Source organism: Corynebacterium meitnerae (assembly GCF_027570075.1).
Lineage (GTDB): Bacteria > Actinomycetota > Actinomycetes > Mycobacteriales > Mycobacteriaceae > Corynebacterium > Corynebacterium meitnerae.
Map to the genome: position 1 here is coordinate 94,080 of NZ_JAKMUS010000003.1, position 24,087 is coordinate 118,166.

The window sequence follows — 24,087 nt, forward strand, 5'->3', positions numbered from 1 at the left end:
TTTGCAAAACTAACATTTTCCTTTTGTGAAATGCCTGTCCGCAATACCGAAAGGATCATCATGATCTTCACCAGCCCGTACCCAGACATCGAGCTTTTCGACGGGTCCGTCTATGACCTCATCTTCCACGATCTACGCCCCGAAGATTCCGAACGTATTGCACTCACGGAACTAACCACAGGCAACACCGTCACCTATGGCGAGCTGAAGAACAGAGCCGATGCCGTGGCTGGTTATCTCGCCTCGCGTGACATTGGGCCAGGCAGCGTTGTCTCCCTACAGATCCCCAATTCCATCAACTTTGCCGTCGCACTCTTTGGTATTTTGCGCGCCGGCGCGACTGTCAACCCGATCGGCGTCCTAATGAACCCCGAGGACGTTGAGAAAGTCGCGGACATGGCCGGCGCAGATCTCTTCATCGGAGTGTCCGATATCGGGCGTGGAGAGCATGTGTGGGACTACGAGCTAGAAGAGATCGTCGATAAGCAATTGCTCGCTCCTGATGTCCACGTTGATGGTAATACCCTGGCATCGGTACCTTTCTCCTCCGGCACGACCGGCTTACCGAAGGGCGTCATGCTCACGCACAGCAACCTCACCTCCAACGTGCTGCAGGCGCGCTACATGCTAGAGAAGAACGACATTGGGTTGCACACGAAGACCCTGTCTCCCCTCCCCTTCTCTCACATTTACGGCATGACGGCACTGCTTCTCACCCCCATGTTGCAGCGCGCGCACATTTACACAATGCCGAAGTTCGACCTTGATGTGTTCCTGCATGCCCACGGCGAGCATGGCATTGAGATGACATTCATTGCCCCACCGATGGCCGTCGCATTGGCCAAGCACCCAGCTGTCACCGCCGAAGGCTTCGCCGCAAACCGACTCATGTTCTCCGGCGCTGCCCCACTGGATGAGGAAGTCGCGCGCGCGGTCGAACGCCGCATCGATACCGATTGCGTGCAGGGGTACGGGATGACAGAAACGTCACCCGCCGTGAATATCGGCATTAAAGGGCAGAACAACCCAGGCTCCATTGGACTGCCCGTCCCCAACACGGAGTGTCGCATCGTGGACATCGACACCCTTGAAGACGTCCCCCAGGGTGAGGCCGGCGAGCTACTTGTCCGCGGCCCGCAAGTCATGCAGGGCTACCTGAATGACAAAGAAGCCACCAGTGAAGCATTCGTTGATGGTGGCTGGCTCCGCACCGGAGATGTTGCACGCGTGGACGAGGACGGGTTCTTCTACATCGTCGACCGCGCGAAAGAAGTGATCAAATACAAGGGCTACCAAGTCGCCCCCGCCGAACTCGAAGCACTGCTGCTCACTCACGAAGCGATTGCGGACGCGGGTGTGGTCGGCGTTGACCGTGACGGCCTTGAAATTCCGCGTGCATTCGTCGTTCTGCAGGAGGGCGCCGAACTCACGGAGGACGAACTCATGGACTGGGTCGCGGAGCGCGTCACCCCCTATAAGAAGGTGCGTGCCGTGACATTCCTCGACCAGATTCCCAAGAACCCGACCGGCAAGATTCTGCGCAAAGACCTGCGCCTTATTCCTTTGGAGGCCTAGCCGAAGCTCTCACTTTCATCCGGACGACGCATTCGTGACAATGAGTGCGAGAAATCCCACAAAAATTGCCTCGAATTCATTTGTAAACATCTGCGACATAAGTCACAATTGAAGGCGTTATGGTTTTGCTCCACATTCACGGGGCGAAACCTCCCCCGGAATCGAAGAAAGAGGAACTCATGGCTGACAACCCAGTCCACGAACTGCTCGACCCGAAGACTGACTACTACCAGGTATTCGCCGATATTGATGGTGAGGACCTTGAGTGGTGGAAGAAGGCCCGCGAGTTCGGCGAGTTCGCCCGCCCCTACATCAATGAGGGGTGGGAAAAGGCCGAGTACCAGATCCCTGTCGTCGCTGAAGCCGGTAAGCGTGGCCTGTTCCGCGACGCTATTGAGATCGAAGGCGAGCCGCACATGTCCGTGCGCGCTGCCCGCCTGATGGCGTTTGAGTTCGCGCGTGTCGACGCATCCTTGGGCACCGCTTTCGGCGTCCAGGCCGGCCTGGCAATGCAGTCCATCGCCATGTGCGGCTCTGAGGAGCAGAAGGCTAAGTACCTGAAGCCGATGTGCCACCTGGAGATCCGCGGTGCATTCGCACTGACCGAGCCGGATCACGGCTCCGACTCCATTGCTCTGGAGACCACCGCTGAGAAGGATGGTGACGAGTGGGTCATCAACGGCGAGAAGAAGTGGATCGGCCACGGCTCCGTCGGCCACATCGCCATCGTCTGGGCACGCGACACCGCCGATGGTCAGGTCAAGGGCTTCATCGTGGACCAGGACCAGGAGGGCTACGAGGCGGAGACGATCGTCGGTAAGGCATCGCTGCGCGGCATCCCGCAGGCACACATCAAGCTGAACAACGTGCGCGTTTCCGATGACCGCCGTCTGCCGGGCGCGAACTCCTTCCGCGACTGCGCGAAGGTCCTGGCCGGCACGCGCGTGTCCGTCGCATGGGCATCGCTTGGTCTTGCCACCGACTGCTACGAGAAGGCGCTCGACTACGCACAGCGCCGCGTCCAGTTCGGCCGCCCGCTGGTGAAGAACCAGATCATCCAGCAGCGTCTCGCTGACATGCTGCAGGACCTGACCTCCATCTTCCTGTACTGCCGTCGCCTCCTCGAGCTTGAGGAGTCCGGCCAGCTCACCGAGCAGCAGGCAGCCCTGGCGAAGGTTCACTGCACCCGTGCCGCACGCAAGATCTCCGCTGACGCACGCGACATGTTCGGCGGCGTGGGCATCCTGCTCGAGAACGACGTGGCACGCCACCACGCCGACATCGAGGCTCTGCACACCTACGAGGGCACCGACACCATGCAGTCCCTCATCGTGGGCAAGTCCATCACCGGCGTCGGCGCATTCGCAGGTTAATCGCCATGGCAGATCAGAATGTAAACGAGGTCGCAGCACTGCTGGACCCGAAGACGGACTACTACCAGGTCTTCGCCGATGTTGATGGCGAGGATCTGGAGTGGTGGAAGAAAGCCCGCGAATTTATGGAATTCGCCCGCCCCTCCATCAATGAGGCGTGGGAGAAGGCCGAGTACAACATCCCCGGTGTTGAGGAAGCGGCACGCCGCGGCCTTGTCACCGATGGCATCTCCATCGACGGCAAGCCGGGGATTTCCATCCGTGCGAACCGCCTGATCCAGATGGAATTCGCGCGTACGGACGCATCGACGGCCACCGCGCACATCGTGCAGTCCGGTCTGGCCATGCGCTCGATCGACATGTGTGGTTCCGAGGAGCAGAAGGCCAAGTACCTGGGCCCGATGTCCCGCATGGAGATCCGCGGTGCCTTCGCGCTGACCGAGCCTGATCACGGTTCCGACTCCATCGGTTTGGAAACCTCGGCTCGCCGCGAGGGCGACGAGTGGGTCATCAACGGTGAGAAGAAGTGGATCGGCCACGGTTCCGTCGGCCACATCACCATCGTGTGGGCACGCGATGAGGAAGACGGTGAGGTCAAGGGCTTCATCGTGGACCAGGACCAGGATGGGTATGAGGCGGAAACCATCGTGGGCAAGGCCTCCCTGCGCGGTATCCCGCAGGCACACATCAAGCTGAACAACGTGCGTGTTTCGGATGACCGCCGTCTGCCGAACTCCCACTCCTTCCGCGACACCGCGAAGGTGCTCACCGGTACCCGCATCGCTGTCGCATGGGTGGCGCTCGGCATGGCGATTGACTGCTACGAGAAGGCGCTTGACTACGCCCAGCGCCGCGTCCAGTTCGGCCGCCCGCTGGTGAAGAACCAGATCATCCAGCAGCGCCTCGCTGACATGCTGCAGGAAGTCACCTCTATGGCGCTGTACTGCCGTCGCCTTCTCGAACTTGAGGAAGCCGGCGAACTCAACGAGAAGCAGGCAGCCCTAGCCAAGGTGCACAACACCCGCGGTGCCCGCAAGGTGTCCGCCGACGCACGCGACATGTTCGGTGGCGTAGGCATCCTGCTGGAGAACGATGTGGCACGACACCACGCTGACATCGAGTCTCTGCACACCTACGAGGGCACTGACACAATGCAGTCCCTCATCGTGGGCAAGTCGATCACCGGCGTGAGCGCGTACCGCTCATAACGGTTCCTACGGCGCACAATGCCCCTGGACTTTGAATAGGCCAGGGGCATTTCCGTAGGGTCCCGTTCGATATTTCTGACGAATTGGAATTTTTCACCCTCGATTCCCCCAGCTCGCCATTCCTGCAATGCGAGATTTCTCGAACCAGAGGAAGTAAAAAGGCCGGCTCCCGAAGAAAACTCGGGGCCGGCCTGAGGCGTTGAACGTTAGTTGTTCAGCGGGCGACGCGTGGTGGCCATAGCCACTGCGCGGTCGTGGTTTTCCTGACGCGCCAGGACCTTGGCTGCAGCCTCAACCTGACGGCGGCCAAGCTCGTCCTCGTCCGCAGTGCCTTCACCGGCGTAGACGGAAGCGAGGGCCTCGCCGATCGCCTTGTCGGTGTCAGAACCTTCGGTGTACTCGAGGGTCTCAGTGGTCAGCGGGAGCTGTGCCTCAGCCGGGGCGGAGTAGCCCTCGGCGAGCTTCTTCACCAGGGCCAGTGCGCCTTCAACAACGTGGTCCGGGGACTGGATGAGCTGGTCATCCTTGCGCCAGAAGTCGATGTTGATGGCAGGAACCGGCTTGACGGTGCCCAGCAGTGCGTCGAACGCAACCTTGTGCGGGTTCGGCACACCCAGGTCCACCAGGCGCTCCAACAGACGCACCGGGCCCGACCATGCCGGGAACAGGCCGACGTTGCGCTCCGGGAAGCCAACGCGGGTCTCTGCGTGGATGACGGAAGCGTCGGTGTGCAGGAGAATCTCCATGCCGCCGCCGAGGGCAACGCCACGGACAGCGCCAACCACCGGGTACGGGGCACCGCGCAGTGCGCGGAAGCCGTCAATACCCTGCTTGATGGTGCGGGCCAGCTCCTCATTGTCGCCCTCCGGGCCGGAGAGCTTAGCCAGGGTGCCCAGGTCAGCGCCAGCGGAGAAGGCACGCTCCTCATCGTTGGCAATGACCAGGCCCTTGATGTCCCACTCACCAGCGTGGGTAAGCAGCTCCGTGACATTGTTGGAGTTGGAGTTCATCGGGGTCTTGTACACGAAGACACCGAAGCCTGCGTAATCACCATCGGTGAGCTTGTACACAGACGCATCGGCGTTGCCAGCGATCTCCTCAGCACCAGCGACCAGGTCAGCCACGCGGATGACACCTTCGCGGGCCGGCAGGTCGGTCAGGGTGCCGTTGGTGCCCAGCACCTTGCCGTCAGCGTAGAAACCACCAGCGGTCTTGGCGGCGGCGAGGAGGGACGGGACATCGTCGAAAAGCGATGCAACATAGTCCAGCCCGATGGAATCCGCGAGCTGGAATGGGCCCTGCTTCCAGCCGTAGCCGAGCTGCATGGCAATGTCGATCTGGTCGACAGAATCCGCGATTTCCGGCGCAGTGTCGCAGCAATACTTGATGAAGACCTTAAAGACTTCCTTAGCGTAGTTGCCCTCAGGAGTGCCGGATTCCATGAGCTCCTTGGCATCCTTGGGAACCTCGAAGGACTCCTTCGGGCGGTAATCGCCGGCGGCGAAGTCGTAGACCTCATCGCGGCCGCGGAAGAAGCCGGACTCGGCCGTGCGGCCAGTAAAGCCCTTGTCCAGCAAGGTCTTGAACTCGTCGCGCTCCACGATGTTGTAGTCGTGGTACGCATCCGACTGTGGCAGCGCCTTCAGCAGGGAGCCCCAAATACCGGGGACGAGCTGGATACCCACGTAGTCGAACAGGCCGAAGATGCCGGTGCGCGGAACGCCAAACGGACGGCCAAATGCGACGTCTGCCTGCTCCGGCTTAATACCCTGGTCGAAAGCGGTTTTGGCACCAGCTGCCATCCAGAAGTTACCAATTCGGTTGGCAATGAAGCCCGGGGTATCGCGGCAATCCACCACGACCTTGCCCATCTGACGCTCCAGCACGTGGTGCATCTGCTCGTTGACCTCAGCGGAGGTGTCCGGGCCTTCGACGTACTCCACAAGGCGCATCACGCGCGGCGGGTTGAAGAAGTGGGTGATGGAGAAGTCACGCTTGAACTCATCCGATGCCTCGCCGAGCAGAACCTCGAGCGGGATGGTGGACGTGTTGGACGACACCGGGGTGCCCGGCTTACGGTGCGCGTCGACCTTGGCGAAGGTGTCGCGCTTGACGTTGATGTCCTCGAAGACAGCCTCAACGATCCAGTCAACCTCACCGAGACGGTCCAGGTGGTCCTCGGTGTTACCCGGGGTGACCAGCTTGGCGTACTCCGGGCGCTGGAAGCCGTAGCGCTTGATCTGGGTATCAATGCCGTTCTGGGCGCGAGCGTTGCGCTCATCGCCTTCAGCACCTTCGACCGGCAGGTCGAGGAGGTGAACCTTGATGCCAGCGTTAGCCATGTGTGCGGCGATACCAGCACCCATGGAGCCAGCGCCGAGAACAGCTGCGGTCTTGATGTCATTCACTGCCATATTTAAACCTCCAGTACGAGTGCGATGCCCTGGCCGCCACCGATGCAAGCGGTGACGAGGCCGTAGCCGCCACCAGCGTTCTTCAGCTGGTGGATGAGCTTGGTGGTCAGAATGACGCCGGTGGCGCCGATCGGGTGGCCAAGTGCGATAGCGCCACCCTGGACGTTGGTCTTCTCATTGTCGAAGCCAAGCTGGTCAGCAACAGCGATGCACTGCGCAGCGAATGCCTCGTTGGACTCGATGAACTTGATGTCCTTCAGATCCAGGCCAGCCTTGGCCAGTGTCTTCGGAACAGCGCCGACCGGACCGAGGCCCATCGTTGCCGGGTCGCAGCCAGCGAGACCCCAGGACACAACCTTGGCCAGCGGCTCGAGACCGAATTCCTTGAGGCCGGTCTCGGTGGTCATGACGGTGGCCGCCGCAGCGTCATTAATGCCGGACGCGTTACCAGCGGTGACGGTGCCGTCCTTCTTGAAGGTCGGGCGCAGGCCGGCGAGCTTCTCCAGCGTGGTCTGACGCGGGTGCTCGTCAGTGGTGAACTCACCAACCGGAACGATCTGGTCCACGAACTCGCCGTTGGCAATAGCAGCGGCTGCGCGCTCCTGGGACTGCAGTGCGTACTCGTCCTGGCGCTCGCGGGAGATGCCGAACTTCTCAGCGATGTTCTCCGCGGTGATGCCCATGCCACCGTTGCCCATCGGGTCCGTCAGCGCGCCGGTCAGCCAGTCAATCAGACGACCATCGCCCATCTTGCGGCCCTGACGCATACCGTCAACGGAGTACGGCGCCTGGGACATGACCTCCACACCACCGGCGATGGAGAGCTTCGCATCACCCGTGATCAGCTGCTGTGCAGCGGAGATGATGGCCTGGACACCGGAGCCACACAGACGGTTCACGCCGTATGCGTGGGAGCTCTGCGGCATGCCAGCCTCCAGCGACACTGCGCGGGAGGTGTAGTTGTCGCGCGGGATGGTGGTGACAACGTTGGCCCACACAGCGGAATCGAACTGGTCCGCCGAAACACCGGAAGATTCAATGAGGGCCTTGGCAAGGTGGGTGCCAAGATCGATGGTGGCCATCCGGGACAGGGAACCACCGAAGGTGCCAATCGGGGTGCGCTTGGCCTGGGTGATGTAAATCGGCTCAGTCATGGATCTCCTTTATTAATTGTGTTGGATTACACATCTTCACAAGTATAGGGAAGATCACACAGGAGTACCGAACCTAGATCACTTTTTTAGGGCTACGTATCCCCGATCACATTTTTTGGGTGCCCCCGCCACCCAAAAAAGACATTTAAAAGGCCACTACAAGACCTCTCACTACGTACCCAAGTGCTGGGTAACAAGCAGGCCACGGCGCTGGCGCTCCAAAATATCAGCGCGCATTTTCACGATGAGGAACCAGACGATACCGAACATCACGCCCACCGCGCCGACGGACCAGTGAATGAAAAAACCGGGGATGATCAGTGGGACCTGCAGCGCAATATCAAGCCACAGTGCCCACGGGCGACGCTGGATGAAAGCAACAAAGAAGTGCACCAGCCCCATCACGGTGATAAAGACCCAGTTGAATGTTGTCCACAGTTCACCGTCGTTGATCTTCAGAATGACTGTGAGGCACAGCAGGATGGTTATGGACTCCATGATCAGGGTGCCGGACAACACCCCGGACAACCCCTTGATCGGGTCCTTGACCGGCTCGGATCCGGGGCCAAGCGGTCCGTATTCTGCCGGGCCGTTCTTATCGGTCTTATCGGTCTTATCGGTGCGGAACGTGCGGGCCATTACTCAGGGTCCTTTCCAAACATTGCGCGGGCTTCACCGGCAGTGACAACCGAGCCGGTGATGATCACACCGGAGCCGGATTGCACGCCAACAGCTTCGAGCGCCTCTTCAGCTAATTCCACAGCCAGCGTATATGCGGATGGGAGATGTTCCTCCACGTGGACGCGTTCTTCACCAAAGACGTCGCGGGCGATTTCCGCCAGTTCATAGGCATCCGTCGCGCGTGGGGAGGAGTTTTGGGTGATCACCACTTCACTCAACACCGGCTCCAGTGCCTGCAGCACGCCCAGGGCATCCTTGTCCCCAAGGATGCCTAAGACGCCGATCAGGCGAGCGAAATCGAAGTCATTGGCCAACGCAGCGGCCAACGCCTGTGCCCCGTGGGGGTTGTGGGTGGCATCAATGAACGTCGTGGGCGTGGACCGCACGCGCTCCAAACGGCCAGGCGAGATCGCGTTAGCAAACCCGGCGCGCACGATCTCCGCGTCGAGCTGGCGTCCACTGCCCGCACCGAAGAATGCTTCCACTGCGGCCAAAGCCACAGCGGCATTGCGTGCCTGGTGTGGGCCGGACAGCGGCAGGAAAATCTCCTCAAACGTGCCAGAAAGTCCACGCAGCGTCACGGTTTGACCGCCAACGGCAACGGCCGCGGATTCCACGCCGAATTCCTGATCAAGGCGTGCGACAGCAGTGCCCATTTCCACGGTGCGTTCCAAGATCACGCGCATTGCTTCGGGGTCCTGGTTAGCCACCACGGTGATGGATTCGGGGTTGGTGATGATCCCGGCTTTCTCCCCAGCAATCTCCGCCAAGGTGTCGCCAAGATAATCCGTGTGGTCCAGCCCAACGGGAGTGATCACATCCACGTCCGCGCGCACCACATTCGTCGCATCCCAGCGGCCACCCATTCCTACTTCGACGACGGCGATGTCCACGGGGGCGTCGGCAAAAGCAGCCAGCGCAATGGCCACGGTGACCTCGAAATAGGACATTGGGTGATCGCTTTGCGCGTCCACCATCTCCACGAACGGTTTGATCTCGTCGTAGATGCGCACGAAATCTGCCGGGTGGATCGGCTCACCATCAATGCCCACGCGTTCTGTGATGGATTGCAGGTGCGGGCTCGTCGTCCGCCCCACGCGCGCACCGAAAGCACGCAGCAGCGATTCAATCATCCGCACCGTGGAGGTTTTGCCGTTCGTGCCCGCCACATGGATGACTTTGTAGGTCTGCTCGGGGTGCCCCAGCAGGTCCATGAGCAGCTCAATGCGCTCCAGACTCGGATCAATCTTCGTCTCCGGCCAGCGCGCGAGCAGCTCCGCCTCAACGCGAGCAAGCTCAGCTAGGTCGCCGTCGGCCACGGGGCGTTCGATGGCGTCTTCGCTTGTCGACGCCCCCGCGTCCTCTCCCCCACCCAAGTCCAGGACGAAGCCATCTTCGTCCATCCGGACCTCGTAGTTCGCGTCCTCGTCGTGGGCCACGCTACTTCGCTCCTTGAGCTGGCAAAGACTCCAGGCGTGCGGTGAGGCGGGCCGACTCTTCCTGCGCGATCTGCTGGCGGGCCTTGATCTTCTCCACAACCTCAGCCGGCGCATTAGCTAGGAAGTTCTCGTTGCCCAGCTGCTTGCCGGTGGTGTCCAGCTCCTTCTGAGCTGCCGCGAGTTCCTTCTCCAGGCGCTTGCGCTCCGCCGCAATATCGACGGTGCCAGAGGTATCCAGCGCCACGTCCAGGGTGACGGTGCTCAAACGCATTTCGACGCTCGCAGACGACGTGAAACCATCCCCCGGCGCCTCCACCTTCGCGATGGAGCGAACCATGTCCTCCTGGCCAGCCAGGTCAGCCGCAGCGAAATCAATCTGGGCCGGAACCTTCTGAGAGGGCTTCACACCCTGGTCAGAACGGAAGCGGCGCAGCTCGGTGATGAGCTTCACGGCATCCTCAATACGACGCTGTGCGGTCTCATCGACCTCTGCCCCACCATTGGTGTCCTCCGCGGTCGGCCACGGCGCCAGGCACAGGGAGTCCTTCTCCGTCAGCGCCTTCCACAGCACCTCGGTAACAAACGGCATCGTCGGGTGCAGCAGGCGCAGCACCACGTCGAGGACGCGGCCAAGCACGATCTGGGTGGTGCGGCCACGCTCCTGCTCCGCAGGTGTCGCCTCAGCGGCATCTCGCGGGATCTGGGTCTTGGCAATCTCCAAGTACCAGTCACACAGCTCATCCCATGCGAAGTGGTAGAGCTCTTCGTTGGCCTTGGAGAACTGGTAGTCGTCGAGAAGCTTATCCACGTCACCGCGCACGGTCTCGAGGCGATCCAGAATCCACCGGTCTGCGTCCGTCAGTTCACTTCGCTCGGGCAACGCCCCGAGTGCAGCGCCGTTCATGAGCGCGAACTTGGTGGCGTTGTAGAGCTTGGTGGCGAAGTTACGGGCCGATGCCGCGTTGTCATCGCCAATCGGCAGGTCAATGCCCGGGTTAGCGCCGCGTGCAAGGGCGAAGCGCAGCGCGTCCGCACCATAATCGCGCACCCAGTCCATCGGGTCGATGCCGTTGCCCAAGGACTTGGACATCTTCCGGCCCTTCTCATCGCGGACGAGGCCGTGGAGGAAGATATTATCGAATGGAACTTGGGGCCTACGCTCCGCTCCGACCCCAAGGATTTCAGGGGTTTCGATACCGGCGAAGGTGCCGAACATCATCATGCGGGCAACCCAGAAGAAGAGAATGTCGTAAGCGGTGACCAGCACCGTCGTTGGGTAGAACTTCTCCAGCTCCGGGGTCTTGTCCGGCCAACCCATCGTGGAGAACGGCCACAGCGCAGACGAGAACCAGGTATCCAGAACGTCTGGGTCCTGCTCGTAGCCTTCTGGCGCCTCTTCATCCGGGCCGAGGCAGATGATGTCGCGCTCACCGTTTTCATCTTCCGGGCCGTACCAGATCGGGATGCGGTGGCCCCACCACAGCTGGCGTGAAATGGTCCAGTCGTGCATGTTGTCCACCCAGTCGAAGTAGCGCTTCTCCAGGGACTGCGGGTGGATAACAGTGTCGCCCTCACGGACAGCCTCACCCGACATGCGGGCGAGCTCGTCCACCTTGACGAACCACTGCAGGGACAGGCGTGGCTCAATCGGCTCACCGGTGCGCTCAGAGTGGCCGACGGAGTGGACGTACGGTCGCACTTCCTTGACAATGCGACCTTGCTCCGCCAACGCCTCACGAACTCGCACGCGGGCTTCGAAGCGATCCATGCCATCGAACTGGGTCCCGGTGTTCGCAATGTGACCGGTCTTGTCCATGATGATCGGCATGTCCAAGTTGTGGCGCAGGCCCATTTCGTAGTCATTCGGATCGTGCGCCGGAGTGATCTTCACCGCACCGGTACCCAGCTCCATGTCCACGTAATCATCAGCGATGACCTCAATGGTCAGATCATCACGGAATGGGTGCGGGAATTTCTCACCGACGAGGTGCTGGTAGCGCTCATCATCCGGGTGGACGGCGATAGCCACGTCACCCAGCATCGTTTCCACACGGGTGGTGGCAACGATGAGGTGCGGCTCATCGTCATTCAGCGAGCCGTAGCGGATGGAGACGAATTCGCCCTCGACATCCTTGTACACGACCTCGATGTCCGAGACCGCGGTCTCCAGCACCGGCGACCAGTTGACCAGGCGGTAATCGCGGTAGATCATGCCCGCGTCGTAAAGCTGCTTGAAGATGGTCACCACAGCGCGGTTCAGGCCCTCATCGAGCGTGAAGCGCTCACGCGACCAATCGACGGAATCGCCGATCGCGCGCATCTGCGACGTGATGGTGCCGCCGTATTTTTCCTTCCACTCCCACACGCGCGAGATGAACTCCTCACGCCCGTAGTCGTAGCGGTCCTTGCCCTCGGTCTCCTTGAGCATGGCTTCGACCTTGGTCTGCGTAGCAATGCCCGCGTGGTCCATGCCCGGCAGCCACAGGACCTCATATCCCTGCATACGCTTACGGCGCACCAGGGAATCCATCAGGGTGTGGTCCAACGCGTGACCCATGTGCAGCTGACCCGTCACGTTCGGCGGGGGCAGCACAATCGAGTACGCAGGCTTCTCCGACGACGGATCCGCCGTGAAGTAGCCGCGCGCTACCCAATCATCGTAAATACCCTGTTCAAGCTCTTGCGGCTCCCAACTCTTGGGCAGGCTGTCTGCCCGGTTGACGCCGATAAGGCTCTCATTGAATGCGCTAAAAGTCCCGGAAGTGTCAGTCACGGTTAAATAGTTTAACGTGGGCTGGTTTTCCGGGACTCGTCGCTAAGCAAAGCCCCCTAGAACAGGCGGTCTGCGATCGCTGCTTCCTCGCGCAGAGCCTCCACATTCGCGTTGATGCGTGCGCGCTGAAAATCAGTCAGCTCAAGGCCCTCAACGACGGACCAGCGGCCATCACGCGCGATGGCCGGGAAGCCGAAGACCAGCCCCTCATCAACGCCGTAGCTGCCTGTCGACGGCACCGCCGTCGTCGCCCACTTCCCTTCCGTCCCAGCAACCCAATCACGCATGTGATCAACAGCTGCGGATGCGGCGGACGCAGCGGAAGAACGACCGCGGACCTCAATGATCTCCGCACCACGCTTAGCCACGCGCGGGATGAACTCATCGACGTACCAGGCCTCATCCACCAGATCCTTCACCGGCTGACCTTCCACCGTGGCATACGCAATATCCGGGAACTGGGTGTCCGAGTGGTTGCCCCACACCGCGATGTTCTCAAACTCGCTGGAGTGCTTACCCAGCTTCTGCGACAGCATCGAGATCGCACGGTTGTGGTCCAGGCGCATGAGCGCATTGAAGTGCTCCGCAGCAACATCCGGCGCTGCCTTGTTAGCGATGTACGCATTCGTATTCGCCGGGTTACCCACCACGAGGACACGCACATCATCTGCTGCATGGTCATTGATCGCACGACCCTGGCCGATGAAGATCTGGCCATTCGCCTGCAGCATGTCCGCACGCGACTCGCCCTTACCGCGCGGCTTCGCGCCGACGAGGAACGCCGCATTCGCACCATCAAAGGCCTTCGCCGCATCATCCGTCACCGTGATGTTGCCCACGCGCTCCAGCGCGGAATCGGACAGCTCCATGGCAACACCTTCCGCGTTGCCTACGTGGCCCGGCACCTCCAGCAGCGCTAGGTCCACGATCGTGTCGGGGCCGAAGACCTCGCCTGCCCCGATTCGCCACAGCAACGAGTACGCAATGTTGCCGGCAGCGCCGGTGACGGTGACTTTGACCTTCTTCGGTGTGGTGGTCATATCTCCTCCTAGGTGTTGGGCCGCTTGGGTACCGTGCATGGCCGCATACCCCCGAATAGGCGCATCCGGACCATCTACATGCCCCATGCTACCCCCGAAACTCTAGGGCTTTTCCCCAACCACTGCCCCACCTAGCGCGATGTAAGCGACAAAACCACCCGCTGTTAGGCACGATGAACAACAGTGACCTTTTCAACTAAATGTCACGGAACACAACTCGACAGAACTGGAAGTAAAGGACAACGACGTGACGGAACCCGGTGCCGGCGGTGCCCACCCGGATGGGATTGCATCCGCGGGCTCTGCTGCTCCTGAAGGGGCGGCAGAGGGCGCAAACAAAGCTGACCTCGACCGCGCCCTCACCGTCGCTATGTCCCACTTCGCGGCCGATGGTTATTCCGCGACGAAGCTAGATGCGATAGCCAAAGAAGTAGGCATGTCCAAGCGCATGCTCCACTACCACTTCGGGGATAAAAAGGAGCTGTACCGTCGCTGCCTCATCCGCGCTGCGTGGGGCTTCTCCCCGCCGCAGGATTTCTTAGAGCGTTCCTACGCCGCACCCGTGGAAGGCATTCGCCGTTTCGTTGATGCGCTGTACCACAGCATGGCGCAGAACCCTGAGGCCATTCGTTTGCTCCTGCGCGAGAACCTCGACCCGGTGCTCACCCCTGGCGAAGTCACGTCCATGCGCAGTGAATCCGAGGTGATCCTGCAGCTCGAACGTCTCCTGCTCATGGGGCAGGACGTTGGTGCTTTCCGCCCTGGCATCAGCGCTACCGATGTGGTGGTACTCATCGCCTCCCTGTGTTTCTTCCGCACGAGCAACCACACCACGCTCGAAGAATTCGGCGCCATCAACTTGCTCAGCCCCACCAATACCGAGGGCATGCGCCGCCTAACCATCGATGCTGTTCTGACTTTCCTCACATCCAACATCCCCGACTCGGGCTATGAGTCCTACCTCACCCACACCACCGCCACCCCTCACGCCATCCACTCTGATGACGACGGCTACACGAAGGACTACCTCTCCGGCACCTCCATCGCCGAACCGCTTATCGACGACATCTACGACGACGACCTCGAACCCTCCGGCGAATAAAACGGCTTAATTATTTAGCTCTGGGTCTTGTTTAGCTCTGGGTCTTTCCTTCGCCGGGCGTGTGTAAAATTTTACATCGCAAAAATCGGCTCGGATAAAGCCCCTGGTAGAAAATTTCTGCCGCTTGGTAGTTACCGGCGCAATGTAAAATTTTACACAGATGTACGTGAAGGCGAGCGCCCAGAGGCTGAGCGGGACAAATACGAAACGGGCCTGAATAAGGATGAACACCCTATCCAGACCCGATGTGCATGTGCTGGTCAGCTAACACCTAACAAGCCGAGGACCAGACACACTTTTTGCTACTTAACCCCACCCGAAGGTGCACACGGTGCACACCAAGGTGGCCGGTTAAAAGGCTTAAGCCTATTTCTTAAGCCTATTTGTTGCTCTCAACAACCTTCACCGGAAGCTTGTCAAAGAAGTCAGCCAGGGACGTCAGCCCCAACTTGCGCATCACGTCAGAGGCAAGCGCCTTGGAAAACTCCGCAGCGGTCTTACCTGCCTCCAGGTTCGGCGCCGGCTTCAGCTGGGTAGCGATAGCGACGTAGTGGTAGTTCTCGTCGTAGGCCGTGCGCATATCCCAGCGGATGTTCTTCAACCAGTCACCGCCCATGCCGGTCTCCGGATTAAAGAAATTGCCCTTGTACTCGTTGGCAAAGCCAAGATCAACACGGTAGAAGTAGACAACCGTCTTCTCATCAGCCTGGTACGCGAGCATATCCACGCCGTCGATATTGTTCGGCTTTACCGCCTTGCTGAAGTCCAGAGTGTCGCGAGCCTCCAGCTCCTGCTCCGCAATCTTCGGCAGGCCAGCGAAAGCCCAACGAACAGACTTATCTGGGATACCTCGTCCCGCAAGGTCAAGGTTGAAGCGCTGCGCCTTAGCGCCGATAGCTGCATCACTCAGGCCAAGCTCTTCCTGGCGGGACGGGCCGGACTGCTCCGTGGTGGTCGGGGCATCGGTCGTCGGACGCGGAGGCAGCGGCGGCTTCGGATCCTCAGTCGGCGTCGTCGGAGTCGTCGGAGTGGTTGGGGTCGTCGGCGTGGTCGGCGTCGTCGGGGCTGCAGGGGTGGTGGTCGTAGAAGAGCCATCACCGCTGCCGTTGTTGGAGGAGCCGTTACCGTCCTTCAGGCCCAGGGTGAGACCAAGGACGAGGGCAAGGATGGAAATAACGCCCAAGACTGCACCGGCGATCTGGTCAAGCCTGACCGCGCCGACACCAGGAATATTGATAGTTGGCATGAGAGTCCTTTCAGACACAGGAAATATTCAACGGAAAGTTACCACACACAAAATAATAAAAGAAGCGCGGAATTCAACCGCGCTTCTTAAAATTCAGTTCTGTATGGGTGAAGTTATGCCGATTTCTTCGTGTCGTGCAGAACATATTCCGGGTTTGCTCCCGAATCAATAACCGCCTTGCCGATGACAACCTCACGGACATCATCACGATCCGGCAGGTCGTACATGATCGGCACGAGTACCTCTTCCATGATGGCGCGCAGGCCACGGGCACCGGTGCCACGTTCAGCGGCCTTCTTCGCCACCGCATGCAGTGCCGCATCGGTGAAACGAAGCTCCGCACCATCCATCTCAAACAGGCGCTGGTACTGCTTGACCAACGAGTTCTTCGGCTCCGTGAGCACCTTCACCATGGAATCCTCATCCAGGTTCTCTACCGAAGCCAAGATAGGCAGACGACCAATGAACTCAGGGATCAGGCCGAACTTCACCAAATCCTCCGGCTGCACCTTGGACATCATATTGGCAGCTTCACGCTCCGAAGCGGAATCAATCTCCGCACCGAAGCCAATACCCTTCTTGCCCACGCGTTCCGCGATAACCTTGTCCAAGCCATCGAAAGCACCAGCCACCACGAACAAGATGTTGGTGGTGTCCAGCTGGATAAACTCCTGGTTCGGGTGCTTGCGTCCACCCTGCGGTGGAACAGAAGCGACAGTGCCCTCAAGGATCTTCAGCAGTGCCTGCTGAACACCCTCACCAGAAACATCACGGGTGATCGACGGGTTCTCCGACTTACGGGAGATCTTGTCCACCTCATCGACGTAGATGATGCCGTTCTGCGCACGGTTCACATCAAAATCAGCGGCCTGAAGCAGTTTGAGCAGGATGTTCTCCACATCCTCACCCACATAGCCGGCCTCCGTCAGCGAGGTCGCATCAGCAATTGCAAACGGGACGTTGAGCATGCGTGCCAGAGTTTGCGCAAGGTAGGTCTTACCGGAACCCGTGGGGCCCAGCAGGAGGATGTTGGACTTAGCAATCTCAACATCCTCGTCCTTCTTCCGCAAACTCCCAGTCTCCGTACGAACACGCTTGTAGTGGTTGTACACCGCCACAGCGAGCGTGCGCTTTGCCTGGTCCTGGCCAATCACATACTCGTCCAAAAACGCGGTGATTTCCGACGGACGGGGCAGCTTCGCATCGTCTTGCTGCTCCTGCGACTGGGTGCCAGCGAGCTCCTCTTCGATAATCTCGTTGCACAGCTCAATGCACTCATCACAGATGTACACACCGCCACCGGCGATGAGCTTACGCACTTGCTTCTGGCTCTTTCCGCAAAAGGAGCACTTGAGCAAATCGGAGCTATCCTGCGTCACTGCCATTGTGTGTTTCTTCAACCCTCGTTTAGTGGATTCTTGGACCTTTAAGGCTACCCCACCGGCGCACTATTCCTCGAAGTGACGAGTTGGCGGGGGGACGTCGATAAGCAAAAAGATGCTTTCCTCGCGGTCGCACATGCCACTGTATCCGCTATGGTGGGCGCCAACAGAAAACTCGCCGAATTCTAGGGAGCCCCATGACCTTGCGCCGTACGCTGAGCACCGCTGCACTCGCCGCTTCCCTCCCCTTCGCGCTGACGGCATGCTCTGAATCGGACGACATCTCCGAGCCCATCATGACCACGGAAGCAACGGCCAACACGAATTCCGAGAAGTCATCTACCACGGTGAGCACCATCGTGGAGACCGTCTCTGAGGAAGAATCCCCAGAACCTGAAACGCAGAGCAAGGGTCCGTGCGAGTGGATGCCAGTGGAACAAGGCCAACCCGGCGATCTTGTGGCCATGTACTGCGACGGTACGCACGCATCCATCGGTACCTATGCTTCGGACCACGTCGAATATCTCTCCTGGGACGGCAAGGACTGGGTGCGGTTCGAAAGGTCAGGCACCACCTACACCGGCTTCGCGTGCTACGACATCGCTCAAGCAGAAAGCCAGGGATTCCCCGCAGAGATCATTGATCGCATGATCCCGTGTGACTAGCTTCAAAACAAAGCCGTACGACAAAAGGCCAAGCTGGTTATTGCTTGGCCTTTTCTCTTGTGAAAGCTCGGGGACTTAAGCGTTGAGCTTGCGGTAATCAAACACCTGGTCAATGATGCCGTACTCGACTGCTTCCTCAGCGGTGAGGATCTTGTCACGGTCCGTGTCAATGCGGACCTGCTCAGGCGTGCGGCCGGAGTGACGCGCCAGGGTCTCCTCCATGAGGAGACGCATACGCTCAATCTCCTTCGCCTGGATCTCCAGATCGGAGACCTGGCCACGGGTACCCTCCGTTGCCGGCTGGTGAATGAGCACGCGGGAGTTCGGCAAAGCAGCGCGCTTGCCCGGCGCACCAGCAGCCAGAATCACAGCCGCTGCAGACGCTGCCTGGCCCAGGCACACGGTCTGCACATCCGGGCGAACGTACTGCATCGTGTCGTAGATAGCCATCAGCGAAGTGAAGGAACCACCCGGGGAGTTGATGTACATCGTGATGTCACGGTCCGGGTCCTGGGACTCAAGGACGAGGAGCTGCGCCATGATGTCATTCGCGGAAGTGTCATCCACCTGGGTACCCAGAAAGATAATGCGCTCCTCGAACAACTTGGAGTACGGGTTGGTTTCCTTCGTGCCGTACGAGGACTGCTCAATGAAGCTCGGCAGAACGTAACGGGAGTTAGGCATCTGGAAAGACATTAATTTCTCCTTCTTCTCTGTATCTGCCGGTTAGTTGCTGATGCTGCCCTGGGCGCTGGAGATCACGTGGTCGACGATGCCGTACTCGCGTGCCTCCTCCGCCGTGAACCAGCGGTCACGGTCAGAGTCCTTGGTGATCTGTTCGAAGGTCTGGCCCGTGTGCTCCGCAATGAGGCGCGCCATCTCTTCCTTCGTCTGCGCGAACTGCTCAGCCTGAATAGCAATATCAGCTGCGGTACCACCCACGCCTGCCGACGGCTGGTGCATCATAATCCGCGCATGTGGCAGCGCGAATCGCTTACCCTTCGTACCACCGGAGAGCAGGAACTGGCCCATCGATGCAGCCAGGCCCATGCCGTACGTAGCGATGTCGCACGGGGAGTACTTCATCGTGTCATAAATAGCCATACCCGCCGTGACAGAGCCGCCCGGAGAGTTGATGTACAGCGAGATATCGCGGGTTGGATCCTCCGCAGAAAGCAGCAGAATCTGGGCGCAAAGCTTGTTAGCAATCTCATCGTTGACTTCCTGCCCCAGGAAGATGATGCGCTCGCGCAGCAGGCGCTCGTAGACCGAATCACCCAAATTCATACCGGCTGCTGGCGTAGTCATGCGGTGTGCTCCTTATCGTCAGTGCTTATTGGTTTATTGCTTGTCTTTTAACAACGCCCCACCCTAGTCGCGGATTCCGCCGAGTGGCGCGTGTTCGCTGACAGCGTGCAGGTGCTCGTGGAAGACCGTAGGTACCTGTACTCAGCATTCGACCCCGGGGCTGGAGTTTCCTCCGACCAACCGGGGTCGTTACGTTTCACAAGCGCTATTGCGACTAGCTCTCGTCGGCTACCTCAGCGTTGTCGTCCTCTTCGATCTCACCGAAGTAATCGTTCGGGTCGACCTTGTTACCCTCATCATCCTTGACGGTGGTGCGGGAGATAGCGGCGGCCAGAGCCTTGCCACGGCGAACGTCAGCGAAGAGGTTAGCTACCTGGCCGGACTGCTGCAGCTGCATGATGAACTGGTTCGGGTCCATGCCGTAGGACTGCGCGGTGAACAGGATGTGGTCCGTCAGCTCCTGCTGGGAAACCTCCGGCTGCTCCTGGTCAGCAACTGCGTCGAGGAACAGCTGGGTACGAACAGAGTTCTCTGCGTTCTCGCGGGAGTCCTTCTCAAACTCCTCACGAGTGGTGCCCTGCGCCTCAAGCAGCTGGGCAAGAGCGGTCTCGTCGTGTGCCAGCTGGCCGAGAATCTGGTGGAGCTGGTTGTGCACCTGCTCGTCCACGACTGCCTGCGGCAGCTCGAACTTGGTCTTGTCCAGAGCAGCCTTGAGCACCTCGTCGCGGATGTCAGCAGCCTGCTGAGCCTTCTTGGACTCCTCCAGCTGAGTCTTAGTGGACTCGCGCAGCTCCTCGACGGTGTCGAACTCGGATGCCATCTGGACGAATTCCTCGTCCAGCTCCGGCAGCTTGCGCTCCTTGGTCTGCTGGACGAAGACCTTGATGGTAGCCTCTTCGCCCTTGTGCTCGCCGTACTGGATCTCAGAAGTGAACTCTGCTTCCTCACCGGTCTTCAGGCCCTTGATTGCCTTGTCCAGACCCTCAATCAGGTCGTCACGGCCAATCTCGTAGGAAATGCCCTCGGTGGAAGCCTCTTCAACCTTCTCGCCGTTGATGGTTGCCTCGATGTCGAGGATGGCGAAGTCACCCTTCTTCATCTTGCGACGGGTGTCCTTCAGCTCGCCGAAGCGTGCACGCAGGTTGTCAATCTCAGCATCCACTGCCTCGTCATCAACCTTGAGTGCCGGAACGGTGACCTTGATCTTGGAGAAGTCCGGAACCTCAATCTCCGGACGGATATCCACCTCAGCGGTGAACTCGACAACGTCGTTATCCTCAATCTTGGTGACGTCAATCTCCGGCTGACCAATAACCTTCAGGTCATTCTCGGTCACAGCAGCGTCATAACGCGTCGGCAGCATGTCATTGACAACCTGCTCGAGGATCGGGCCGCGACCAAAGCGCGCGTCGATAAGCTGGCGCGGAGCCTTGCCACGACGGAAACCTGGAATATTAACCTGCTGAGCGATTGCCTTGTACGCCTGGTCAATTTCCGGGCCGAGCTCCTCGAACGGCACGGTGACGGTCAGCTTCACGCGGGTGTCGCTGAGCTTGTCCACAGAAGTCTTCACGGAAATTCTCTCCTGGCTAGATTGCGGAATCGTTCTAAAAATTAACAGGGACGCATGAAGCGTCCCTTTGTCGGGGCGACAGGATTTGAACCTGCGACCCCCTGCTCCCAAAGCAGGTGCGCTACCAAACTGCGCCACGCCCCGTAAGGTGACCGCAAGCCTACCGATGAAGCACCGGCTTGCTCACGGGAGACGATTCTAGCGTGACCTAAAAACAGGCCACATCATTGGGGGCCAATTGCATACAACTAGATCCCAATGTTGCTGCTAGAGCAAGGAAAAAACCGGCGACACTTTAACGTGAAAGCCGGCTCCCTTGGAGGGAATGACGGGAATCGAACCCGCGTCTTCAGCTTGGAAGGCTGAGGTATTAGCCACTATACGACATTCCCAGCTGCGCAAAGCGCGCTCAACAGCATATCCCACAGCGCGGCCCCCTTCAAAAAGGAACTCTTTTCAGCCCCGATTCGTTGGGAAAGTAGTTGACCATCAAGAAGAAAAGGGATCTCGTGGAACTCGTTATCTTGCTAGGCATTGGTGTCCTTCTCTTCGGCGCCGTCAAAGTCATCGGAGGCGCGCAAAATAACAGCCAGCGCGCGCAGATCGACGAAGCCAAGCTTGACGACGAGCTTGCGGACGCCCGCAGGTGGATCGACCGCCTCGGCCACCAGGTCCTCACTATTTCCGGTAACGACGCTGCGTCGACGCAGGCGATGGCGGATGCGTCGGAGCGCTATAACGCAGCGCATTCCGCTCTAACCTCGGCGCGCACGGTACGCCAAGCGCAGCTCGCCCGCGAATCCGCCCTCGAGGGCCTCTATTACGTCAATGCTGCGCGTGAAATCCTCGGGCTCACGCCCGGCCCACAACTGCCTGAGCTTGAAGCCCAGCGCCAGGCCGGCCGCGTCACCGAGCCACGCACCGCAGAGTTCGACGGCCAGACGATCCAAGCCTCCCCCTACGCCAGCGCCAACACCCCGCACTACTACCCCGGCGGCGCTGTTGCTGGCCGCCCCGTTCCGGCCGGCTGGTACTCCAGCGCCTGGTGGGCACCCGCCGCAATGACTGGCGTGTGGGCTGCAAGTTCCATGATGTTCTACTCCGCCATGTTCGCCGGCATGGCGGGCACCCCCAGCGCAGACGCGTTCGCTGCTGGAGGCATGGGCGATGCCGGCGATGCTGGCGATCTAGGCGATGCCGGTAGCGATCTGGGCGATGCCGGCGGAGACCTTGACGGTGGCGGCTTCGAGGGCTTCGGCGACTTCGGTGGCGGCGACGGTTTCGACTTCGACTTTTTCTAGTAACGGACGCAACACTTAGTCCCGATGTGTAATGTAGCTCTCATTACAGAGTCACATCGAAGGAGTGCACAACATGGCAGCAAAGATCAATACCCGCATTAATGAGATGCTCGGAATCGAGCACCCGATCATCCAGGGCGGCATGCAGTGGGTTGGCAAGGCCGAGCTCGCAGCAGCTGTTTCCAACGCCGGTGGCCTGGGAATTCTCACCTCGCTGACTCAGCCGACTCCAGAAGATCTGGGTAAGGAGATTGATCGCTGCCGTGAGATGACGGACAAGCCCTTCGGTGTGAACCTGACCATTCTGCCGACGATTACTCCGCCACCGTACGAGGAGTACCTCCGCGTAGCCATTGAAAAGGGCATCAAGATTGTAGAGACTGCTGGCGCGAACCCAGCTCAGCTCGTGCCGTCGCTGAAGGCAGCTGGCGTCACCGTCATCCACAAGTGCACCTCTGTGCGCCACGCCATCAGCGCCCAGAGCAAGGGCGTTGACATCCTTTCCATCGACGGCTTCGAGTGCGCCGGCCACCCCGGCGAGGACGACATCCCGGGCCTCATCCTTCTGCCGGCAGCAGCCGACAAGCTGGAGATTCCGTTCGTTGCATCCGGTGGTATTGCGGACGGCCGCGGTATGGCCGCCGCCCTCTCCCTCGGCGCCGAAGGCATCAACATGGGTACCCGTTTCCTGGCCACCAAGGAAGCCCCCATCCACCAGAACGTGAAGGACGCGCTCGTGGAGCGCTCCGAGCTGGACACCAACCTCATCCTCCGCACCCTCAACAACACCGCGCGTGTGGCGAAGAATGCGGTGAGTGACGAGGTCGTCGAGAAGCTCAATGCTGGCGCAACCTTCCCAGAGATTCGCGACCTCGTGGCCGGCAAGCGCGGCGCTCAGGTCTACGAGACCGGTGACCTCGACGCTGGCATCTGGTCCGCCGGTCCGGTCCAGGGCATCATCAACGACATCCCGTCCTGCCAGGAGCTCATCGACCGCATCGTGGCTGACACGGTGGAGATCATCGAAGGCCGTCTGGCCGGCTTCGTGTCTAAGTAAGGCTGCCCGCCATGTCACGCCAGCTCAAAGGCAATATCACCAGCGAAACGCGGGGCACCACGGAAATCGTCCGGATTTCCAACCCCGCCAAACGCAACGCCCTGGAGCCGGATTCCTACTGGGCGATCGGCGACGCAGTCAATGCTGCCAACGCAAACCCGGACATCCGCTGTGTGATCATCACCGGCGATGAGTCCGCGTTCTGCTCTGGCATGGACCTGCAGGCGTTCCTGAGTGAGAATTCCGCTGAGGCCGCCTCACACTCCCTCGGCGGTATCGAGCACGTCATCTACGCCATCACCCGCGCGGACGTGCCCGTCATTGCCGCGGCCGAAGGCGCTATCGCTGGCATCGGCGCCTCATTGGCCTGCGCCTGTGACCTTATCGTCGCTGGCCAATCCGCGTTCATCACCCTGCCCTTCGGCCGGATCGGTCTCATGCCCGACGGTGGCGCGGTAGCTACGTTGGCCGCATCCGTTGGCCGTCACCGTGCCATGCAGTTGGTGCTGCGCCAGGAACGCATCCCTGCTGTGGACGCAGCACAGATGGGGCTCGTGGCCGAGGTCGCGGAAGGTCCCGCCCTCGACCTCGCACTCGAGTGGGCCGAGGAATTCCGCCTCTCCCCGCGCGGCGCTGTCGCCCAGACCAAGCGCGCCGTCAACCGGGTTTCTTTGCCCCAGCTGCCACTCAGCCTGGCTGAAGAAGCCCGCGAGCAGACACTGCTCACCCAAAGCGCAGAACACAAGGAAGGTGTGGCGGCCTTCCTGGAGCGTCGCGCGCCGAAGTTCTAATCCCT

At 60.1% G+C, this 24,087-nt stretch carries 19 protein-coding genes and 2 tRNA genes; 8 read left to right on the forward strand and 13 right to left on the reverse strand.

Features of this window, described 5'->3' with window-relative positions; translation table 11 throughout:
- Positions 1 to 60: 60 nt before the first annotated feature.
- The 3 genes from L8U60_RS03055 (at position 61) to L8U60_RS03065 (ending at position 4,156) form a co-directional block, all read left to right on the forward strand.
- Positions 61 to 1,575 carry an AMP-binding protein gene (locus tag L8U60_RS03055; RefSeq protein WP_269964924.1) on the forward strand — a complete coding sequence of 505 codons (1,515 nt, stop codon included), beginning with the start codon at positions 61 to 63 and terminating at the stop codon, positions 1,573 to 1,575.
- Positions 1,576 to 1,754: 179 nt separating this feature from the next.
- The gene (locus L8U60_RS03060; RefSeq protein ID WP_269964925.1) at positions 1,755 to 2,948 is read left to right on the forward strand and encodes an acyl-CoA dehydrogenase family protein; all 1,194 of its coding nucleotides are present in this window, start codon (positions 1,755 to 1,757) and stop codon (positions 2,946 to 2,948) included.
- Between the two features lie 5 nt (positions 2,949 to 2,953).
- Entirely contained in the window at positions 2,954 to 4,156 is a 1,203-nt protein-coding gene (locus L8U60_RS03065; RefSeq protein ID WP_269964926.1) for an acyl-CoA dehydrogenase family protein, read from the forward strand.
- Between the two features lie 206 nt (positions 4,157 to 4,362).
- Here the strand turns inward: L8U60_RS03065 and L8U60_RS03070 are convergent, their stop codons facing one another.
- The 6 genes from L8U60_RS03070 to L8U60_RS03095 all read right to left on the reverse strand — a co-directional run bounded on the left by L8U60_RS03070 (position 4,363) and on the right by L8U60_RS03095 (position 13,657).
- Complete coding sequence (locus L8U60_RS03070) at positions 4,363 to 6,570, reverse strand: 3-hydroxyacyl-CoA dehydrogenase/enoyl-CoA hydratase family protein (protein ID WP_269964927.1); 2,208 nt, start codon at positions 6,568 to 6,570, stop codon at positions 4,363 to 4,365.
- A gap of 2 nt (positions 6,571 to 6,572) precedes the next feature.
- Positions 6,573 to 7,724 carry an acetyl-CoA C-acyltransferase gene (locus tag L8U60_RS03075; RefSeq protein WP_269964928.1) on the reverse strand — a complete coding sequence of 384 codons (1,152 nt, stop codon included), beginning with the start codon at positions 7,722 to 7,724 and terminating at the stop codon, positions 6,573 to 6,575.
- A gap of 171 nt (positions 7,725 to 7,895) precedes the next feature.
- Positions 7,896 to 8,363, reverse strand: a complete 468-nt coding sequence (locus tag L8U60_RS03080; protein WP_269964929.1) for a DUF4233 domain-containing protein — start codon at positions 8,361 to 8,363, stop codon at positions 7,896 to 7,898.
- A complete protein-coding gene (folC, locus tag L8U60_RS03085; protein ID WP_269965003.1) occupies positions 8,363 to 9,808 on the reverse strand; it encodes a bifunctional tetrahydrofolate synthase/dihydrofolate synthase in 1,446 nt (481 codons plus the stop codon). Before folC ends, L8U60_RS03080 begins: the two co-directional genes overlap by 1 nt.
- 37 nt (positions 9,809 to 9,845) lie before the next feature.
- Positions 9,846 to 12,617, reverse strand: a complete 2,772-nt coding sequence (locus tag L8U60_RS03090) for a valine--tRNA ligase (protein WP_269964930.1) — start codon at positions 12,615 to 12,617, stop codon at positions 9,846 to 9,848.
- Between the two features lie 56 nt (positions 12,618 to 12,673).
- On the reverse strand, positions 12,674 to 13,657 hold the full coding sequence (locus L8U60_RS03095; RefSeq protein WP_269964931.1) for a malate dehydrogenase: 984 nt from the start codon (positions 13,655 to 13,657) through the stop codon (positions 12,674 to 12,676).
- A 247-nt stretch (positions 13,658 to 13,904) separates the two neighbouring features.
- Here L8U60_RS03095 and L8U60_RS03100 point away from each other — a divergent pair, with 247 nt between their 5' ends.
- Positions 13,905 to 14,759, forward strand: coding sequence for a TetR/AcrR family transcriptional regulator (locus L8U60_RS03100; protein WP_269964932.1), 855 nt, complete (start codon positions 13,905 to 13,907; stop codon positions 14,757 to 14,759).
- A 379-nt stretch (positions 14,760 to 15,138) separates the two neighbouring features.
- Here the strand turns inward: L8U60_RS03100 and L8U60_RS03105 are convergent, their stop codons facing one another.
- On the reverse strand, positions 15,139 to 16,005 hold the full coding sequence (locus L8U60_RS03105; protein ID WP_269964933.1) for a hypothetical protein: 867 nt from the start codon (positions 16,003 to 16,005) through the stop codon (positions 15,139 to 15,141).
- Between the two features lie 113 nt (positions 16,006 to 16,118).
- On the reverse strand, positions 16,119 to 17,390 hold the full coding sequence (gene clpX, locus L8U60_RS03110; RefSeq protein WP_269964934.1) for an ATP-dependent Clp protease ATP-binding subunit ClpX: 1,272 nt from the start codon (positions 17,388 to 17,390) through the stop codon (positions 16,119 to 16,121).
- Positions 17,391 to 17,584: 194 nt separating this feature from the next.
- On the opposite strand from clpX, the gene L8U60_RS03115 reads away from it, so the two are divergent.
- The gene (locus L8U60_RS03115) at positions 17,585 to 18,052 is read left to right on the forward strand and encodes a hypothetical protein (protein ID WP_269964935.1); all 468 of its coding nucleotides are present in this window, start codon (positions 17,585 to 17,587) and stop codon (positions 18,050 to 18,052) included.
- A gap of 75 nt (positions 18,053 to 18,127) precedes the next feature.
- Here L8U60_RS03115 and L8U60_RS03120 read toward each other — a convergent pair whose 3' ends face one another.
- The 5 genes from L8U60_RS03120 to L8U60_RS03140 form a co-directional block, all read right to left on the reverse strand.
- On the reverse strand, positions 18,128 to 18,748 hold the full coding sequence (locus tag L8U60_RS03120; protein ID WP_269964936.1) for an ATP-dependent Clp protease proteolytic subunit: 621 nt from the start codon (positions 18,746 to 18,748) through the stop codon (positions 18,128 to 18,130).
- Between the two features lie 30 nt (positions 18,749 to 18,778).
- A complete protein-coding gene (locus L8U60_RS03125; RefSeq protein WP_269964937.1) occupies positions 18,779 to 19,360 on the reverse strand; it encodes an ATP-dependent Clp protease proteolytic subunit in 582 nt (193 codons plus the stop codon).
- A 214-nt stretch (positions 19,361 to 19,574) separates the two neighbouring features.
- The gene (gene tig / locus L8U60_RS03130) at positions 19,575 to 20,933 is read right to left on the reverse strand and encodes a trigger factor (protein WP_269964938.1); all 1,359 of its coding nucleotides are present in this window, start codon (positions 20,931 to 20,933) and stop codon (positions 19,575 to 19,577) included.
- A 70-nt stretch (positions 20,934 to 21,003) separates the two neighbouring features.
- A tRNA-Pro gene (locus tag L8U60_RS03135) sits at positions 21,004 to 21,077 on the reverse strand.
- 173 nt (positions 21,078 to 21,250) lie between these two features.
- Positions 21,251 to 21,325: transfer RNA gene (locus L8U60_RS03140), tRNA-Gly, on the reverse strand.
- Positions 21,326 to 21,442: 117 nt separating this feature from the next.
- On the opposite strand from L8U60_RS03140, the gene L8U60_RS03145 reads away from it, so the two are divergent.
- The 3 genes from L8U60_RS03145 to L8U60_RS03155 all read left to right on the forward strand — a co-directional run bounded on the left by L8U60_RS03145 (position 21,443) and on the right by L8U60_RS03155 (position 24,082).
- A complete protein-coding gene (locus L8U60_RS03145) occupies positions 21,443 to 22,234 on the forward strand; it encodes a DUF1542 domain-containing protein (RefSeq protein ID WP_269964939.1) in 792 nt (263 codons plus the stop codon).
- Positions 22,235 to 22,307: 73 nt separating this feature from the next.
- Positions 22,308 to 23,291, forward strand: coding sequence for an NAD(P)H-dependent flavin oxidoreductase (locus L8U60_RS03150; RefSeq protein WP_269964940.1), 984 nt, complete (start codon positions 22,308 to 22,310; stop codon positions 23,289 to 23,291).
- An 11-nt stretch (positions 23,292 to 23,302) separates the two neighbouring features.
- Positions 23,303 to 24,082: an enoyl-CoA hydratase-related protein gene (locus L8U60_RS03155; protein ID WP_269964941.1), complete on the forward strand. Its 780-nt coding sequence runs from the start codon at positions 23,303 to 23,305 to the stop codon at positions 24,080 to 24,082.
- Positions 24,083 to 24,087: the final 5 nt, after the last annotated feature.